The sequence below is a fragment of the Paenibacillus endoradicis genome (genome assembly GCF_024721975.1).
The window spans coordinates 1,213,505-1,231,552 of sequence record NZ_JANQBB010000001.1; the positions used below are offsets into that span (position 1 = coordinate 1,213,505).

Here is an 18,048-nt window from a genome sequence, read left to right on the forward strand (position 1 = left end):
AATAACTCCTTCATGATTCATTCACTAATAATTAATGGTGTTAATCATTAATATAATTAATCATGGTAGTGAATAAGCTATTTACTCCAGTTGACCAATTCGGGTCTTCTGCATACTTACGATTAATCCAAACGATCGGATCAACATCTTTAGGGCGATCCTTACTTAAATTAACAAGAGTCCGCGCAGCAATAGCTGTAGAATCTACAATTGTCGTATTGTAATCTTCCCAACTATGAAACACATTAAAAGGATTATTAGCAATATCTGCTGCTCGATCATTGTCACGACTTACAAAGCCTTGTTCTTGACCTGTAATCGCAAACAATAGCACTGGATGGATATTGAATTGTTTAGCTGTATCCATAATAGCTGTATAGTATGGTTCATCAACTAGAATAGAATCCCGTCCATTCAAATATTGAATCAGTAACGACTCATCAAATGTTGTATATTGAAAGGGAGTTGGTAGTTCATTGTATGCTAATACTTCACTAGTCTCAATAGCACCACTTGGATTGGTTGCCACATTTGCAACTTGCTTGTCTTTCATATCCGTTGGTGAGAAATAGCTATACATACTAACTGCAACGATAAGTACAATACAAGCTAATCCATAGCGTATACTTTTTCGATGCTCGTTAATAAATTTCGTAACTTCATCCCAAAGTGACCATTTGTTTGTATCTGTTTCCGTTACTACGCCTTTTTCTGCTCTCCAATTACGAAGCAAATCCCAATCTTCGTTCGTTAACGGAGCTTGACTACAAGCGTTATCGATGTCTAATAGCGATACTGGACGTTTCTGTGGAATAACAACTTGCTCAATAAGCTTATTAGTAATCTGACGTTTCAATTCTGGATGATATGGCGGCAACTGACGCTCAATAATTTTCACAATGGCGTCAGCCACGATTTCAGCATGTTTCTCTTGGGGTAAATGTGCATATTTGTGTTTCACATAAAACCGTATGCGATCCACTGAATCAAGCGATAGAACACTACTTTGTTCCATAGACAACTTCATCCCCATTTCTCCAACAGATTTCCATATACTTTCGAGAACTAGATACGATATCCTTTATCTTAGTCCCGATTAAACACCTTGCTTTGTTATCAAAGCCTGCTTTTTGAACGACCTCTTACACAATCCTATTTTCTTACAACTTTTTCAATCAATCCTTGTATCTCATCTGATTCAATATAGTTGCGTACTTGCTCTTTTTCTGCGAAAGTCAGTTGATATTCACAATCACAACCAACATCTTGTGGAACCATTTGAGCAATAATGCCTTCATGAGAACAGATGACAAGAATATTAAAATCAATAAGATCTGTGGGAAGCGGCGCTCCCTCTAATACTACTGGAACGAGATTAATATCAACCCACTGCTGATCTCTTTTCTCAATATGTATATCAAAGCTAATAAATTTCAACTCTTCTATCTGATCTAGTCCGTACTTAATCACGTAATAATCTCCTTATTGAACACAATATAATCATATTTTATCATAAATAAGCTCTGTATGGACAAGTACTTCGCGATCACACAACATATTAATCTGATCTTGCATTTCGTAAGAGTCAGACATTCTCTTTATTGTATTGGACCATTTGAACCAATACCTCGTGAACTACACAAAAAAAAGCGAGGAAAAGTCATCCCTCGCTTTGCAATCATCATTTAAAATCATTTAACATCATTTAACATCATTTAATGTCATTAAACATTATTAAACATCTCTGAACATTATTCAAATAATTCAGGATAAAATCCCTTAGCTAACGTCTCAACTGTATACGCCATTCTGTCTCCGGGTAACACACTCTCCAAAGAGATCGTTACAAATCTCTTTTCTTTGACAGCATCTAATTGTGAAAGGACAGGATCGCTATGAATTTCGAGCAATTTCTGTTCAAGCGCAGGCACATCATAATCATGAATTAATATAACATCTGGCTGTCTTGCCAATATTTCTTCATAACTTACTGTAGACCATTGCTTATCAGTAATATCATCAAAAATGTTTTTACCACCAGCAAGTTCAATTAATAACGTCTCGAAATTTGTACCTGTAGCAGTAAACACACCATTACCACCACTATCGTATACTAGAACTTTAACTGGCTCTTGGTCGGCAACGACTTCGTTAACTTGCAACATTCTTGCTTCTTGATCTTTAATAAACGCTTCTGCAGCATCCTCAATTTCGAATATTTTTCCGATATCTCGAATTTCTTGATACATTTGATCAAGTGTAGTCGCACTATTCACATATGTGGTCATACCATACTCTTCAAGTTCACTAATATCAACCGCTTCTTCACCAAATTCCCAGTCAATACCATACACAAAGTCGGCTCCACTTGTAAGCACTGCTTCTCTAGTAGCAGGACCATACGTTAGTTCTGGGATTTCAGCATACTGCTCTTCATATGCAGGTAGCGCCCCTCTACTATGATTGTCCAGGCTGTTACCAATAATATATTGAGATAAGCCTAGAGCTATAAACAATTCTGTCGTATTAGGTCCTAGCGTTAGTACTTTTGTAGGTCTTTGAGTAATTGTTAATTCTCTCCCGTAATTATCAATGGTGAATGGCGTATACTTATCTTGTACGTCAGCGGTCTCATTTACATTTGAACCATTATTAACTTCCGACTTATTCCCTGTGCAACCTACCAATGTTCCAACTATAACGATAGAACTTAACATTAATGCAATACTTCTAAGCCTCATTCTCTTATCCCCTTTTCTCTATATACTTGCTGGCAAATATGTGATGTTAACTTTTTGGGTTAACGGATGAACGATAATATGGGTTCGAATGCCAAATACTTCACCTAATAGTTCGGTAGTTAACACTTCTTCTGGAGTTCCTGAAGTGAAGATCTCTCCATCTTTCATTACATAGATACGATCACAATACAGCGCTGCAAGATTTAAATCATGTATCGCAGAAACCACTGTTAACTTCAATCCTTTAATAAGGTCGAACATTTGCAATTGATATTGGATATCCAAATGATTCGTTGGCTCATCTAACATAAGAAAATTAGTTTGTTGCGCAAGAACTCGTGCAATAATAACACGTTGTTTCTCGCCACCGGATAAATTCAGATAATTAGTCTTTGCTAGATGACTAAGACCAACATTATGTAAAGCTTCCTCTACAATTTTTTGGTCTTCTTTCGTATCTACATCAAATAGTTTCTTATAAGGGCTTCTACCCATAGCAACAATTTCATCAACATTGAAGTCAAACGGTATCGCATGCTCTTGTCCGACTACACCAATTTTTTGTGCTATTTTTTTTGCGTTTAACATTTTATAATCGTCACCATCAAGTAATATCGTCCCTGTATCCGGCTTCAAAGCTCGATATAAATTTTTCAAAAGTGTCGATTTACCACTCCCATTGGGTCCAACGATTCCAACAAATTCGCCTTCAGCGACATGAATAGAAATATTATCTATAATAGCCTGATCACTGTAACTATAGCTTAATTGCTCAACCTGTAGTCTCATTTCATCCTCCTACAAACTCAATTCGTCAACGGATAGACACACTATAATCATTTACGACTCAAAAACATATTCTACGCTTTTGAATTTTTCTTTAATAACCAAATAAAGAATGGACCGCCGATTAGCGCAGTTAATATACCTAGAGGTAATTCACCAGGTGCAATGACGATTCTAGCAACAACATCTGTCCACACAACTAATATCCCACCAATAAACGCACTTATTGGTAGCACTTTTCTGTGATCTGAACCAACTAGTAACCGTGCAATATGCGGCACCATTAATCCGACAAACCCGATTGATCCACTAACTGCTATCGTCGTACCTGCTAATAGTGATGCCACCAATATTAATACCTTTTGCATTACACGCACATCATATCCTAAAGTACCCGCAGTTTCGTCTCCAAGTAATAACGCATTTAACGAACGATAGTTAATCATTAGAATAACGACACATACCAACATCGTTACAAATGGTAAAGTTAAATAGCCCCAACGTGCTCCTGCCAAGCTACCAGACAACCAAAACGTTGCATTATGTATACCAAGTGCATTAGGTGCACTAAGCGTAATGACATTTTTTATAGCATCCATAATCATCGCAAGTGCAACGCCCGAAAGTAATAGTTGAGTAATGTTAATTCTCCCTTTTACTCTAGAAATCGTATATACTATAATAATCGTTATGGCTGAACCAAGGAATGCACTGATCGGTAGAGCATAACTACCTAAAAATGCGAATACACCAAAAAGCATGCCAAGTGTTGCTGTTGCAGAAGCGCCTGAGGATACTCCCAATATAAAGGGATCTGCCAAATGATTTCGCACTAAAGCTTGCATTGCTACACCCGTAACGGCAAGTGAGGCACCTACAATCATCCCTAGCAGAACGCGTGGAAAACGCAATCCCCAAACGATGTTGTGCTCTAGTAATGTCCAGTTATCTGGAATAAAGTCTGTAAGATATGGCACTTTATTCATAAGAATGAGAAATACCGTTTTTGGGGCAACAGAGACCGGACCGATTCCAATTGCCAAAAATATTGATGCAAAAGCTACAATTATTAATATAATTATAATTAACCTAACATTTACAGTTTTTTTCTGTGCTCTAATACTACGATTTGAAGTAAGCTGACTTTCCGTCATTATGTAATTCCTTTCATTTTGCTTGATCTACTTAATTATTTAGAAAGAGGTAATCCTATGGACAACAACAAATTAACTCGTTTCGGTGTTTCAATGGATGAGAAATTGCTTCAAAAATTCGATGTACTTGTCGAACAGAGAAGTTATCAAAATCGTTCAGAAGCGATTCGTGATCTTGTTAGAGAAGCAATCCTGCAACAAACTTATTCTGATAATAGTGAATACGTAGCAGGAACAATACTATTATTTTATGCTCATCATCAGAATGGATTAGTCAATGAGATGATGAGTATTCAACATGACTACCATGATCAAATCTTAACGACAACTCATCTTCATATCGATCATAATAATTGTTTAGAAGTTATCGTTGTCAAGGGGTTAGCACATCAATTAAAGCAATTAAGCGATCAATTAATTGCCCTAAAGGGTGTTTTTTACGGAAAGTTAACCGTGTCACCATTAAGTTAATTCGTGTTACTGCCATGTAGATTTTATCATATCATTATGTAAATTACTACTGAAATCTCATGTACTTACTATCTAATGTATAATTATATAACCCTACATAATCGTTAATAAGTATTGTCATCATTTCAAAAACGACCCGTAATATCCTAAAGGATATTACGGGTCGTTCTTAGATATACCCACACAAAAAAACAGTAAAGAGTTATTGCACTAACTCTTTACTGTTGTATATTGATATTTTTAAGTGCAAGTTCAAAAAGCAGGCATTCATCTTCGATGCCGAAATATAATTCCTGTAATACTTCGTTATCAAAGTCTACTTTTTGTACTTCCTCTTTAAGGTAGCATTGAACTTCCCATTAGGTATTTATCTACTTCTTTGGCAACTTGACGACCTTCGTTAATCGCCCAAACGACAAGACTTTGTCCACGACGAACATCTCCTGCAGCAAATACTTTATCGATATTCGTTCTGTAATCACCATAACGAGCTTTGATATTAGAACGACTGTCTGTTGCAAGTGTTAACTCATCAATGATTGTCGCTTCAGGACCTTCAAAACCAATCGCTATTAGCGCAATATCTACTGGCCATACTTGCTCTGTTCCTTCAAGTTCTTTGTATATTTTTTTACCTGTCTCATCGATATAGCGCTCTATTTTTACAGTGTGAAGTTCTTTCAAGTTACCTTGCTCGTCTCCAACGAATTTTTTCGTAAGAACAGAGAATTGACGCGGATCTTCACCGAATCTAGCTTTTGCTTCCTCGTGTGCATAATCTAACGTATACACATTAGGGAATTGTGGCCAAGGGTTTTTCGAAGCATCACGTTGTTGTGGTGCTTTCGCTACAGTACCAAATTGGACAATAGATTCACAACCATGTCGAAGTGCAGTAGCTACACAGTCGGTACCTGTGTCACCGCCACCAATAACAACAACATTTTTTCCTTTAGCAGAAATATAGTTACCATCTTCTAGATTAGAATCTAGATAACTTTTGATTGTGCTATTCAAATATTCCATTGCAGGGTAAATCCCTTTAAGCTCAGACCCTTCAATTGTTACGCTTCTTGCTTTTGTAGCACCTAGTGCAAGAACAACCGCATCAAATTGATTCAAAAGCTCAGCAGCAGGAATGTCTTTACCAATTTCTGTGTTCGTAACGAAATGAATACCCTCGTCTTTCAATATAGTAACACGTCGATCTACAACATGTTTTTCAAGTTTCATAGTTGGGATACCATATGTTAATAAACCACCAATACGATCATCACGTTCGAATACAGTTACCGTGTGGCCAGCTTTATTCAATTGAGCTGCAGTAGCTAATCCAGCAGGACCAGAACCAACAACTGCTACCTTCTTACCAGTACGGACTTTAGGCGGTTGTGCAACAACCCAGCCTTCCTCGAAACCACGTTCAATAATCGCTTCTTCAATGGTCTTAATAGTTACTGCATCGCCGATCAAACCAACTGTACAAGAGCCTTCACAAGGAGCAGGACATACACGTCCAGTAAATTCCGGGAAGTTATTCGTTTTGTGTAAACGGTTCAAAGCTTCTTTCCACTGACCACGATATACAAGGTTGTTCCATTCCGGAATTAAGTTGTTAACCGGGCATCCAGATACGGTATTACCAATCTCTATTCCTGTATGACAATATGGTGTACCGCAATCCATGCAGCGAGCACCTTGCGTTTGTAGTTGTTGTTCTGGCATATGTTTATGAAACTCTTTCCAGTCATTCACACGTTTCAGTGGATCACGATCTGTAGGCACTTCTCTTTGATAGTCCAAAAATCCAGTTGGCATTGACATGATAGCGTTCCCCCAATATCCCAAAGCCCTTACCTTTACAACGATAATTAGTTTAGGCATGGATATATTTATTAATCCTCTAGTGAGGTAGTGTATATTAATTCGTTACACTAATGCTATCATTTTTAGCTTGTTTTTCGTAATGGACTATCACCATAATCATTTGCACTATTTGTATGAATTTACATAAACAAAGAACTAACCTTTATTTGCACTATTTCACACGATTATAAGTGTAAATTGTAAAATCATAGTCGTTTTTCTCATCTTTCAGTACAGTTTCGGTATGAATCAGTTCAAATTCGTTCTCATCAAAGCATGGGAAAAATGCATCTGCATTTGTAATTTCTACATCAACTTTAGTAATATACATCGTATCTATATATGGCATAAAGAGTTTATAAATTTCTGCTCCTCCAGTAATCATCAATTCTTCATTCCCGTATTTTTCAATCGTTTCTTCTACAGAGTGAACAATCTCACAACCTTCAATGACAAGCCCCTGCTGTCTTGATAGTACAATATTTGTACGATTGGGCAGCGGCTTGCCCAAAGATTCAAACGTTTTACGACCCATTAACACTGGTTTATGTAAAGTTGTTCTCTTAAAATGAGCAAGTTCTGCTGGTAAATGCCATAACATTTTATTATTTAACCCAATTGCATTATTCTGACTTGTAGCAACAATTAAACTTAAAGACATATTATTCTCTCCTCATGTATCAGCTATTTCTTATATATTATACGACATCTGATGGAACTCTGCCTATTATGCATCTACAGTGATCACAATCGTATTACGGAATGGTTTCTATTCAAAAAACCATCATTAATCGCTACGTATGACCCGTCGCATAATGATGGCTTTCTATAGTTGTATATATTTCTCTAATTAATCTTAAATAAGCTTTAGTTCCACTACACCGCTACAGGTGCTTTAATTGTAGGGTGTGGATCGTAACCGACAACTTGCATATCGGATAATTCAAAATCAAAGATTGACTGTTTGTCTTTATTCAATTGCAAAGTTGGTAAAGCTCTTGGTTCACGAGAAAGTTGAGTCTCGATTTGATCCAGATGATTCACATAGATATGAGCATCACCTAATGTATGAATAAAGTCACCCACCTCAAGACCACATTCATGGGCAATTAGATGAGTTAGAAGCGCATAGCTAGCGATATTGAACGGAATTCCTAGGAAAATATCAGCACTACGCTGATATAATTGACAACTTAACTTACCATTTGATACATAGAATTGAAACATCGTATGACAAGGTGGCAAAGCCATTGTTGGAACATCTTCAGGATTCCAAGCAGAAATAATTAATCTTCTAGAATCGGGGTTTGTTTTGATCGTTGCAATAATGTCGGATAACTGATCAATCACATCACCTAGTGTAGTTTTCCACTCACGCCATTGCTTACCATATACATTTCCAAGATCGCCGTATTTCTCAGCAAACTGATCATCTTCTAGTACTTGTTGTTTGAAATAAGTTAACTGTTCCTCGTATTGTGCCGCAAACTGCTCGTCCGCTAGCGCACGATGGGCAAAGTTGGTCATATCAGGTCCAGTATACTCATCGGATTCAATCCAACGTTTGAACGCCCATTCATTCCATATATTATTGTTATTTTCTAATAAATAACGAATATTGCTATCACCTTTAATAAACCATAGTAGTTCACTCGCAACAAGCTTGAAAGGAACGCGCTTCGTCGTTAGCAATGGAAAGCCTTCACTTAATGGGAATCTCATCTGATAACCAAATAAAGATATCGTTCCAGTGCCCGTACGATCTTCTTTCTTCTCGCCCTTTTCTAATACATCTTTTAATAGCTGCAAATAAGCTTGCTCGCTAGATACCATTCCACTCACTCCTAAAACTTTTCATTAACTTACATAATAACTTCATAGAAATGATAAGTCACATTATAAGCATTCGCCAAACTTTTTATTAACCTCTGAATCTTATTTCATTTCAATGAAAAGACGTATTCTTATTATTATAACATTATAGGAATACCATCCTCAAACTAAATTTGTTATTCATGTGTAATTTCATTATCCTTATTTTCACGTATCAGAAACTTATAATAGATAGCTTTTTTTCTTTAGTATACAGTTACCCTTTAAGTTTACAAATGTACATATATGAATGTTATAACAGTATAAAAAGAGCCGGCATATTATATGCCAACTCAAGTGTTCGTTTTTTTCCATATACTACTAATTTATTTATCCATTTTTACTTCAGAAATTATATAGCGTCCATATATGCTAACAACTTTCCAATTGAATTATTGACATTATTCTATATAACCCAATCAAAAATAAGCTCCTGTTTAAATTCCTGTGGTGCACGGCCTCGTATAATAAGCTCAGGATTTTTCACTGTAACTCTTGCTCCCTCAGGTACTGATTTGGAAATAAAAACATTACTTCCAATGACAACACCCTTCTCTATTACCGTATCCCCACCTAATATAGAAGCGCCAGAGTAAACTGTAACATCATCTTGTAAGGTTGGATGTCGCTTCACACCATGTAAAGCTTGCCCGCCTCTTGTAGATAACGCTCCCAAAGTAACGCCGTGATAAATTTTCACACGATTTCCGATAACTGTTGTTTCTCCAATGACAACACCAGTTCCATGATCGATAAAAAAGGAATGTCCAATTTGAGCCGCAGCATGAATGTCTATTCCTGTTACACTATGTGCATACTCTACCATCATTCTAGGAATTAATGGTACAGCTAATTTATGTAGTTCATGCGCCATACGATATATACCAACAGCAAATAAACCAGGATAAGAAAAAATAATCTCGCTTGTATTGCTAGCCGAAGGATCTCCCTCAAAGGTTGCTTGGATATCTGTAGTCATAATTTGCCTAATCTGAGGAACTCGACTTAAAAATTGTGTAATGATATGCTCTGTCTTATCTGCAATGGAATCAAGTAGCGCAGGATCGTCATGTCCATTCGCAAAACGGAGTACTTTACTTATCTGATCATATAGTTTCTCATGCATCTGAATGAGCAAATCACCGATATGATATTCTAACGTAGTATCCTGAATATTTTGCCGGCCAAAATAACCAGGAAATAGTAGTTCTCTCATTAACCCAATAACTTCAATAATTCGGTTACGATTGGGCAGCAACGAGGGATCAATTGCTGCATTAATGGGATGATCACGATAGCTCGCTGCAATATTGGCTACTAATTGATTAATATTACTGTGAAAACCGCCATTCAATTGAATTCCCCCTTATTGATCTAATTCTTCATTGCTAATCTCACTACAATTTCAGCGAGGAGATCAAGTTCCTCACAAGTATTATAGAATGCAAGTGAAGGTCTAACTGTACTTTCAACACCAAAACGACGTAAAATTGGTTGTGCACAGTGATGTCCAGAACGAACGGCGATCCCGTCTTCGCTAAGCGCTTTTCCTACCTCAGCAGTCGTATAACCATCCAGTGTGAATGACAGTACCCCAGCCTTTTGCTCTGCGGTTCCGATGATACGTAGTCCTGGGATGCGAGAAAGTGCCTCTGTACCATACTGCAGTAAAAATTGCTCGTATTGATGAATCCGCTCGAGACCTATCGATTCTACATAGTCAATAGCAGCACCAAGGCCCACAGCATCTGCAATATTGCCGGTTCCAGCTTCAAATTTAGCTGGTGCTGGATGAATGAGCGTTTTCTCAAAGGTAACATCTTGAATCATGTTACCCCCACCTTGATAAGGTCTCATCTCCTCTAGCACCTCTGGCTTACCATACAAAACGCCAATACCAGTCGGTCCAAACACCTTATGTCCAGAAAACACATATAAATCGCAATCAAGTGCCTTAACATCCACTTTCATATGTGAAACGGCTTGTGCGCCATCTACAAGTACCTTCGCGCCATGCATATGTGCCATCCGGATCATTTCTGCCGCTGGTGTAACTGTACCGAGTGCATTGGAAACCTGTGTCAATGAAACGAGTTTTGTCTTATTACTTAATAGCTTCTCATATTCACTTAAAATAATTTGTCCCTGACCATCTACTGGAGCTACTCTAAGCTTAGCCCCCGTCTCTGCACAGACCATTTGCCAAGGGACAATATTTGCATGATGTTCAAGCCATGTAATCAATATTTCGTCGCCCTGCTTTAATAACGGTTTGGCATAGCTGTTTGCAACTAGATTGATAGCTTCTGTAGCACCTCTTACAAATACAATTTCCGAAGAATTGGCGGCATTCAAAAATTTAGCTACTTTATTTCTCGCACCTTCATATGCATCTGTAGAGCGCGCAGCAAGTTCATGTGCAGCTCTATGGATATTAGAGTTTTCATGCTGATAATAATAGCTAATACGATCAATGACCTGCTTAGGCTTATGTGTCGTTGCAGCATTATCAAGCCACACGAGAGGTTTACCGTTAACCGTCTCTTTAAGAATCGGAAAATCCTTTCTAATGGCATGTACATTAAAGCCGCCATGTGCTAGAGAGATAGCATTTTGTTCATACGAAGCAGGCAATATTACTGGCTCAAATACATGATCAAATTGTGGCAGGACCGAATGAAGCTTCTGCTGTCCTTCCAAATAATTATGAATGCCCGAGGCTTTAGGAGTATTGGGTTGAGATGGAAGAACAACCGCATGAGGTGTTTCAATATGTAAGGTATCAATCGCTGCCTTGAATTCCTGCTCACTCAAAATCCCTCTGCTATGTCCTATAGCAGAAGCAGAGTCTTGGGGAAAGGGCTGTGCACTAGATAGTTCTGGTCCATCGAATTCTGTGAAGTAATTTCCTGCCATTGACGCTATCACAGAGGGATCTGGAAAACCACTAGGTATATTATTCATAGTCATAGTAGTTACCAACATCGACATCCTCTAATACAGCTATTGCATCATCCGCTAAAATAGCAGCAGAGCAATATAAAGAAAGAAGATATGAGCCGACTCCATTTTGATCGATACCCCTAAAACGAACAGATAAGCCTCTAGATTGTTCTCCGGGCAAGCCTGCCTGATACAAGCCTATAATTCCCTGTTTACTCTCTCCTGTTCGAACAAGTAAAATATTTGTTTTCCCACCTAGACCCTTCGGATTTTTATGTCCATCTACGAACAGTTTGTCAGTCGGAATAATAGGAATTCCTCTCCATGTTAGAAAATGAGCTCCGAATAATTGAATCGTTTGAGGTGGCACTCCTCTTCTTGTACATTCTCTGCCAATTGCTGCAATAGCACGTGGATGAGCAAGGAAATAGGACGGTTCCTTCCATACTTTGGAGATCAATTCGTCCAAATCATCTGGAGTTGGAGGACCATTGCGAGTTTGAATGCGCTGTGAATCGGCCGCGTTTTTCAATAAACCATAATCATCACTATTAATTAATTGACTCTCTTGGCGTTCTTTAATACTTTCAATTGCTAGACGTAGTTGCTCTTGTACTTGATCAAATGGAGTACTATACAAATCTGCTACTCTAGTATTTACATTAATAACTGTAGAAATAGCATTCAGTAGATATTCTCTTGGCTCAGCTTCGTAATCAACAAATCCTTGTGGTATATCATTTGAATCAGATGAGCTGCATAATACATCAAGCGGAGTATCGCCTTCTTTAACCTTATTAAGTCTATATATTCCCGTCTCAAGACCTTTCCAATCAAACAGTTTTGTTAAAAATCTTGGAGTAATCGCTTCAAATTGCGGTGCCGATTTAGTTACATTCGCCAACTGATATGCTGCCTTAGAACTTAAAAATGGAGTACCTTCTTTAACTTGATCAACCATGTAAAATGCCTCCTAGAATATTATTTCATTCAAATTAAATTTTTGATCCTATTAATACCGAGCAATTTTTTGATCAATATCAGTAGCCCAGCTATTAATTCCGTCCTTTAAGTTCAAAAGCTTACCACTGTAGCCAGCATCTAATAAAGCATGTATTGCTAGTTTGCTTCTCTCACCTATTTTGCAAACTACAACTGTATCTTTATTCGGATCAAGCTCATCTTTACGTCTAACAACTTGACCAAATGGTATTGCCTTAGTTTCTGGAAGCTTACCCATAGCTAGCTCATGAGGCTCTCGTATATCGATAATTTGCAGCTCATCGCCTTGATCTAGTCTTACTTTCAGTTCCTTTGCCGTAATATAATGAATCTTTTGTTTCTCATCATTATGCGGTTTTAAACCACAAAAATCCTCATAATCTATTAATGAAGTTATACTTGGATGCTCTCCGCATATCGGACAATTTGGATCCTTTGTAAGTTTTAGCTCACGAAACTTCATAGACCATGCATCGAATAACAACAACCGATTCACAAGTGTTTCTCCAACACCAAGCAATTGCTTAATCGTCTCATTAGCTTGGATACAACCTATAATGCCTGGAAGTACACCAAGTATTCCCCCTTCAGAGCAAGAAGGAACTAATCCTGGTGGTGGTGGCTCAGGATAAAGACATCGATAACACGCGCCTTCCTGTGCATAAAATACGCTTGCCTGTCCCTCGAAACGAAAGACAGAACCGTATATAGCAGGTTTTCCCAAAAGTACACAGGCATCATTTACAAGATATCGTGTAGGAAAATTATCTGTCCCATCAGCAATAACATCATAGTTTTTGAATAGTTCAAGAGCATTGCTGCTAGACAGCTTTTCCTCATAAGCTACAACTTTAACATGTGGATTTATACTTTTGATGCGATCCTTTGCCGAAGCGATTTTGGGTCTTCCAATATCCTTAGTACCATGAATGATTTGTCGTTGCAAGTTCGTTTCGTCTACAAAGTCATAGTCTACAATTCCAATTGTACCTACGCCTGCAGCTGCTAAATACATAGCAAGAGGTGCACCTAAGCCACCGGTACCAATCAATAAGACTGAGCTGTTTTTCAGTTTTCGCTGTCCAATCTCTCCTACTTCTGGAAGAATAAGATGACGACTATACCTTGAAACTTCACCTCTAGTAAGTTCAGGAAGCTCCTTAGTAACCGTTGGAACTTCCTCTTCTGTCTCAGTTCCACCTGCAATAGATGGAACAAGCATAACTGTATCACCACTACCTAGTTCAGTTTGCAGACCTTGCTTTTGTCGAATATCATCTTCATTCACATAGATATTAACGTAACTACGGAGCTTTCCTTCTGCTGTGAAAAGATGTCTTTGCAAATCAGCATAGCTTTCGGTTAGCACTCTCAGTGCTTGCTCTACTGTACTGGCTTCAACTAAAATCTTCGATTGATCGTTGGTAAAGTTACGAAGTGCTGTTGGTATGAATACTTCAACCGACATCTTAATTCTCCTCTCTAATAGTTTCTGGTTGAAACGCGGTTCGATCTGACAGCAGCTCCCACGATGTTAGCTCGTTAGATTCCCCTTTGATAACTGAAACAATTAAATATGAATAAGTTGGCCATGCATGCTCTTGATCAAAACTTGATGGTATAGCTGGATGATCTGGATGAGAGTGATAAAAGCCAAGAACATCTAATCCGAGCTTTTGGGCATGCAGCTCACTTTTCAGCATAGAATCCGCAGATATTAAAAAACGATTATGCTTTGCTTCATCTTCTCTTTCATTGATAATAGGTTGCAAATGCTTCACAATTTTCTCTCCTGATGAACGCAGCTCTCCAATAACTACACCACAACATTCATAAGGATAATCTTCTTGTCCATGTTGATAGATAGCAGAGATGTGCTCAGTAGACATTACGATCACGTGAATTACCCCCTCTCCCAAATGTCCTCACTCAAATATCTCATTCCACTATCACAAAGAATCGTTACAATTACTGAGCCTGATGGTGCTGTCTCAGCTACTTTAAGTGCCGCTTTAACATTCCCTCCAGCACTAATTCCAACAAATAAACCTTCATTACGAGCTAATCTTAATGAAGTATCAATAGCATCATCCGTATCAATTTCAATTACGTCATCTGCTAGATCAGCATCATAAATACCAGGCTTCAATGTAGTATCCATATGCTTCATACCTTCCAGTCCATGAATTGGAGAGTCAGGTTGCATGGCAATAGCTTGCAGACTAGGATTCAATTCCTTTAATTTTCTTGATGTACCAATAAATGTTCCTGACGTGCCCATTCCTGCAACGAAGTGTGTCACACACTTGTTACTTTGCTCCCATATTTCTATTGCAGTAGTATGATAATGTATTAGCCAATTTTCTTGATTATTATATTGATCAGGATAGAAGTAACGTTCTGGATGTTCTTCTGCGATTTGCTTTGCCATAAGCTGTGCACCATCTGAGCCTTCTAATGGGTCACTTTCTATAATCGTAGCTCCATAGGCTCGTAATATTTGCTTTCGTTCCTGATTAGCATTTGCAGGTAAGCATAGCGTTACCTGATATCCAAGCGCAGCACCAATCATCGCATAAGCTATTCCAGTATTGCCACTTGTTCCATCAATAATTGATTTTCCTTTTATAAGTTCTCCTGTTCTAATACCAGAATTAATCATTGCCTTAGCTGCTCGATCCTTTACTGAGCCGCTTGGATTTAGATGCTCTGCTTTCGCTAACACCTGCACTCCTCTTTCTTGTAATGCAATGTTTATGTTATTAAGACGGATTAACGGAGTTTGACCAATCGATTGAATAATAAGCTTTTGCTCTGTCACTCTATCACTCCTTAGTTGTCTTTCTTCGACATCACTACATATTACTTTGAGAGATAAAAACAAAAATGGTCTTTGAATAATAACGGGCGCTTCACCGTTATTATTCAAAGACCATTGGATTATCCAGTAGGCTTTCACATATTCAAATATAATCACACTATATCACATCAACCAAACACAGTAAACCATATATTGTAATTTTAAACTTTATAAGTATTTAATGCAATTAATCTACTTTTCATTTTCGAGTTGTTCACAATGCGTAACAATCTATTATTTATTATTATTTTACAACCTATATTCCTTCTTGTTGGACCCCATTCTTTTGTTCCAGCTTACGTTTTTTACGTAATGCGTGACGCTCAGGAGCATCATTAAACAATTGTTTTTCAAAATCAGTTTGTGGCTCTAATTCAGGAACAGCGACTGGACGCCCATTATCGCCAAGTGCTACAAACGTAAAAAATGCGTTAACGGTACGTTTTTTTTCTCCAGTAAATAAATTTTCTGCTGTAACTGTTACGTAAATTTCCATCGAGCTACGGTGTGTCCATGATACGAAAGCTTTCACCTCAATAACTTCACCAATCATGATCGGCGCTAGAAAATCGATACTATCCATGGAAGCTGTAACTGATCTTGTACGCGCATGTCTCATCGCTGCAATCGCCGCAGCTTTATCCATATATTCCATCAATCGTCCACCGAACATCGTATCATAGTGGTTCGTATCGGACGGAAATATAAGTTGTGTCATAAGTGTAAACGAATCCGCAGGTGTCTTTTTACCCAAATCCATGGTAGTCCCTCATTTCTTTTGCAACTGTATTGAAGTTCACAATGTTGACATCGTGATCACGAGCCAATATTTTGAACAACCTATGAAAAAGGTTCCAAGTAACATATATGATCATATGTCACTTGAAACCTTAATGAGCACAATAATCTGTCGTCAAACTAATTATTGTATATTATTTTTTTGCAATTGCATGGATTGGATGTCCTAGAAGCATTTCAGCTGCATCAAGAACGATTTCACCAAGTGTTGGGTGAGCATGGATTGTAAGAGCGATGTCTTCAATTGTAGCGCCCATCTCGATTCCTAGAGCAAGCTCAGCAATCAAGTTTGAAGCTTCAAGACCAACGATTTGAGCACCTAGCAATAGGCCAGTCTCAGCATCACCGATAAGTTTAACGAAACCTTCTGTTGCATTTAAGCTCATTGCACGACCATTAACGCCATAGTTGAATTTACCAACTTTAACATTAAGACCTTGTGCTTTTGCTTCGCCTTCGCTAATACCTACGCTACCGATTTCTGGATCAGAGAAGCAAACTGCTGGGATACATTTGTAATCAACAGCGCTAGCAAGACCAGACATATGTTCAGCAGCGATACGACCTTCATACATTGCTTTGTGAGCAAGTGCAAGACCAGGAACGATATCACCAATCGCATAGATATGAGGAATATTAGTACGACCGTACTCATCAACTTCAATTAGACCACGATCAGTCATTTTTACATCGATTAGATCTAGACCTAGTTCACCGTCAGTATTAGGACGACGACCAACAGTTACTAGAAGATAATCAGCAGTAATTGACTCTTCTTTATCACCAACAGAATATGTTACTGTTACATCATTTTCTGTTTGAGTTGCAGCTTTAGCTTGAGCACCAGTAATGATGTTCGCACCTTTACCTTTGAATTTCTTAGCAACAACTGCAGAAACATCTTTATCAAATCCTGGAAGGATTGAATCAGAACCTTCGATAACTGTTACTTGAGTACCATAGTTAGAGTACATTTGGCTAAGCTCGATACCGATATAGCCTCCACCAATAACTACGATGCTTTTAGGAATTTCAGGAAGTTTAAGCGCTCCAGTAGAAGAAACGATACGTCCACCATAAGGGAAAGCTTTAAGTTCGATTGGACGGGATCCAGTCGCAATAATACAGTTTTTGAAACGGTAACGAGGAGCTTCTTGATCGTTAAATACACGAGCTTCGTTTTGGTTAATGAACATTACTTCGCCGTTGAAATATTCAACTTTGTTTGCTTTAAGCAATGCAGCTACGCCGCCAGTAAGTTTATTAACGATGCCGTCTTTGAAACTCTGAACTTGTGCCCAATCTACTTTAGCTTCGCCAACCTCGATACCGAAAGTTGAAGCGTGGCTAACGTTCTCATATTGATGAGAAGCTGAGATTAGAGCTTTAGAAGGAATACATCCAACGTTCAGACATACACCACCAACAGTTCCTTTATCTACACAAAGTACTTTGTGTCCAAGTTGTGCAGCACGAATAGCGGCTACATAACCACCAGGACCAGCACCAATGACTAATGTGTCAATATCTAATGAAGCGTCACCTACTACCATCT

At 38.1% G+C, this 18,048-nt stretch carries 17 protein-coding genes; 1 reads left to right on the top strand and 16 read right to left on the bottom strand.

Going from position 1 to position 18,048, the window contains the following annotated elements:
• Window positions 1-40 precede the first annotated feature (40 nt).
• The 5 genes from NV377_RS05685 to NV377_RS05705 form a co-directional block, all read right to left on the bottom strand.
• Window positions 41-1,027, bottom strand: a complete 987-nt coding sequence (locus tag NV377_RS05685) for a hypothetical protein (protein ID WP_258200182.1) — start codon at window positions 1,025-1,027, stop codon at window positions 41-43.
• Between the two features lie 125 nt (window positions 1,028-1,152).
• Entirely contained in the window at window positions 1,153-1,470 is a 318-nt protein-coding gene (locus tag NV377_RS05690) for a hypothetical protein (RefSeq protein WP_258200183.1), read from the bottom strand.
• Window positions 1,471-1,751: 281 nt separating this feature from the next.
• Window positions 1,752-2,741 carry an ABC transporter substrate-binding protein gene (locus tag NV377_RS05695; RefSeq protein WP_258200184.1) on the bottom strand — a complete coding sequence of 330 codons (990 nt, stop codon included), beginning with the start codon at window positions 2,739-2,741 and terminating at the stop codon, window positions 1,752-1,754.
• 18 nt (window positions 2,742-2,759) lie between these two features.
• Complete coding sequence (locus tag NV377_RS05700; protein WP_258200185.1) at window positions 2,760-3,530, bottom strand: heme ABC transporter ATP-binding protein; 771 nt, start codon at window positions 3,528-3,530, stop codon at window positions 2,760-2,762.
• A gap of 71 nt (window positions 3,531-3,601) precedes the next feature.
• Window positions 3,602-4,681: a FecCD family ABC transporter permease gene (locus NV377_RS05705; protein ID WP_258200186.1), complete on the bottom strand. Its 1,080-nt coding sequence runs from the start codon at window positions 4,679-4,681 to the stop codon at window positions 3,602-3,604.
• A gap of 57 nt (window positions 4,682-4,738) precedes the next feature.
• Here NV377_RS05705 and nikR point away from each other — a divergent pair, with 57 nt between their 5' ends.
• On the top strand, window positions 4,739-5,152 hold the full coding sequence (gene nikR / locus NV377_RS05710; RefSeq protein WP_258200187.1) for a nickel-responsive transcriptional regulator NikR: 414 nt from the start codon (window positions 4,739-4,741) through the stop codon (window positions 5,150-5,152).
• 336 nt (window positions 5,153-5,488) lie between these two features.
• Here nikR and NV377_RS05715 read toward each other — a convergent pair whose 3' ends face one another.
• The 11 genes from NV377_RS05715 to lpdA form a co-directional block, all read right to left on the bottom strand.
• Window positions 5,489-6,976 carry a glutamate synthase subunit beta gene (locus NV377_RS05715; RefSeq protein ID WP_258200188.1) on the bottom strand — a complete coding sequence of 496 codons (1,488 nt, stop codon included), beginning with the start codon at window positions 6,974-6,976 and terminating at the stop codon, window positions 5,489-5,491.
• A 214-nt stretch (window positions 6,977-7,190) separates the two neighbouring features.
• Window positions 7,191-7,679, bottom strand: a complete 489-nt coding sequence (locus NV377_RS05720; RefSeq protein WP_258200189.1) for a dihydrofolate reductase — start codon at window positions 7,677-7,679, stop codon at window positions 7,191-7,193.
• 215 nt (window positions 7,680-7,894) lie between these two features.
• Window positions 7,895-8,851 carry a thymidylate synthase gene (locus NV377_RS05725; protein ID WP_258200190.1) on the bottom strand — a complete coding sequence of 319 codons (957 nt, stop codon included), beginning with the start codon at window positions 8,849-8,851 and terminating at the stop codon, window positions 7,895-7,897.
• Window positions 8,852-9,296: 445 nt separating this feature from the next.
• Window positions 9,297-10,244, bottom strand: a complete 948-nt coding sequence (locus tag NV377_RS05730; RefSeq protein ID WP_258200191.1) for a serine O-acetyltransferase — start codon at window positions 10,242-10,244, stop codon at window positions 9,297-9,299.
• 20 nt (window positions 10,245-10,264) lie between these two features.
• The gene (locus NV377_RS05735) at window positions 10,265-11,875 is read right to left on the bottom strand and encodes a family 2A encapsulin nanocompartment cargo protein cysteine desulfurase (RefSeq protein WP_308860054.1); all 1,611 of its coding nucleotides are present in this window, start codon (window positions 11,873-11,875) and stop codon (window positions 10,265-10,267) included.
• Window positions 11,847-12,794 (bottom strand): family 2A encapsulin nanocompartment shell protein, encoded by a 948-nt coding sequence (locus NV377_RS05740; protein WP_258200192.1) that lies wholly within the window; start codon window positions 12,792-12,794, stop codon window positions 11,847-11,849. Before NV377_RS05740 ends, NV377_RS05735 begins: the two co-directional genes overlap by 29 nt.
• A gap of 51 nt (window positions 12,795-12,845) precedes the next feature.
• Window positions 12,846-14,303: a molybdopterin-synthase adenylyltransferase MoeB gene (gene moeB, locus NV377_RS05745; RefSeq protein ID WP_258200193.1), complete on the bottom strand. Its 1,458-nt coding sequence runs from the start codon at window positions 14,301-14,303 to the stop codon at window positions 12,846-12,848.
• 1 nt (window position 14,304) lies between these two features.
• On the bottom strand, window positions 14,305-14,724 hold the full coding sequence (locus NV377_RS05750) for a M67 family metallopeptidase (RefSeq protein ID WP_258200380.1): 420 nt from the start codon (window positions 14,722-14,724) through the stop codon (window positions 14,305-14,307).
• A 14-nt stretch (window positions 14,725-14,738) separates the two neighbouring features.
• Window positions 14,739-15,656: a PLP-dependent cysteine synthase family protein gene (locus NV377_RS05755; protein WP_258200194.1), complete on the bottom strand. Its 918-nt coding sequence runs from the start codon at window positions 15,654-15,656 to the stop codon at window positions 14,739-14,741.
• Window positions 15,657-15,951: 295 nt separating this feature from the next.
• On the bottom strand, window positions 15,952-16,455 hold the full coding sequence (locus NV377_RS05760) for an acyl-CoA thioesterase (RefSeq protein ID WP_258200195.1): 504 nt from the start codon (window positions 16,453-16,455) through the stop codon (window positions 15,952-15,954).
• Window positions 16,456-16,627: 172 nt separating this feature from the next.
• Window positions 16,628-18,046, bottom strand: coding sequence for a dihydrolipoyl dehydrogenase (gene lpdA / locus NV377_RS05765; RefSeq protein ID WP_258200196.1), 1,419 nt, complete (start codon window positions 18,044-18,046; stop codon window positions 16,628-16,630).
• Window positions 18,047-18,048: the final 2 nt, after the last annotated feature.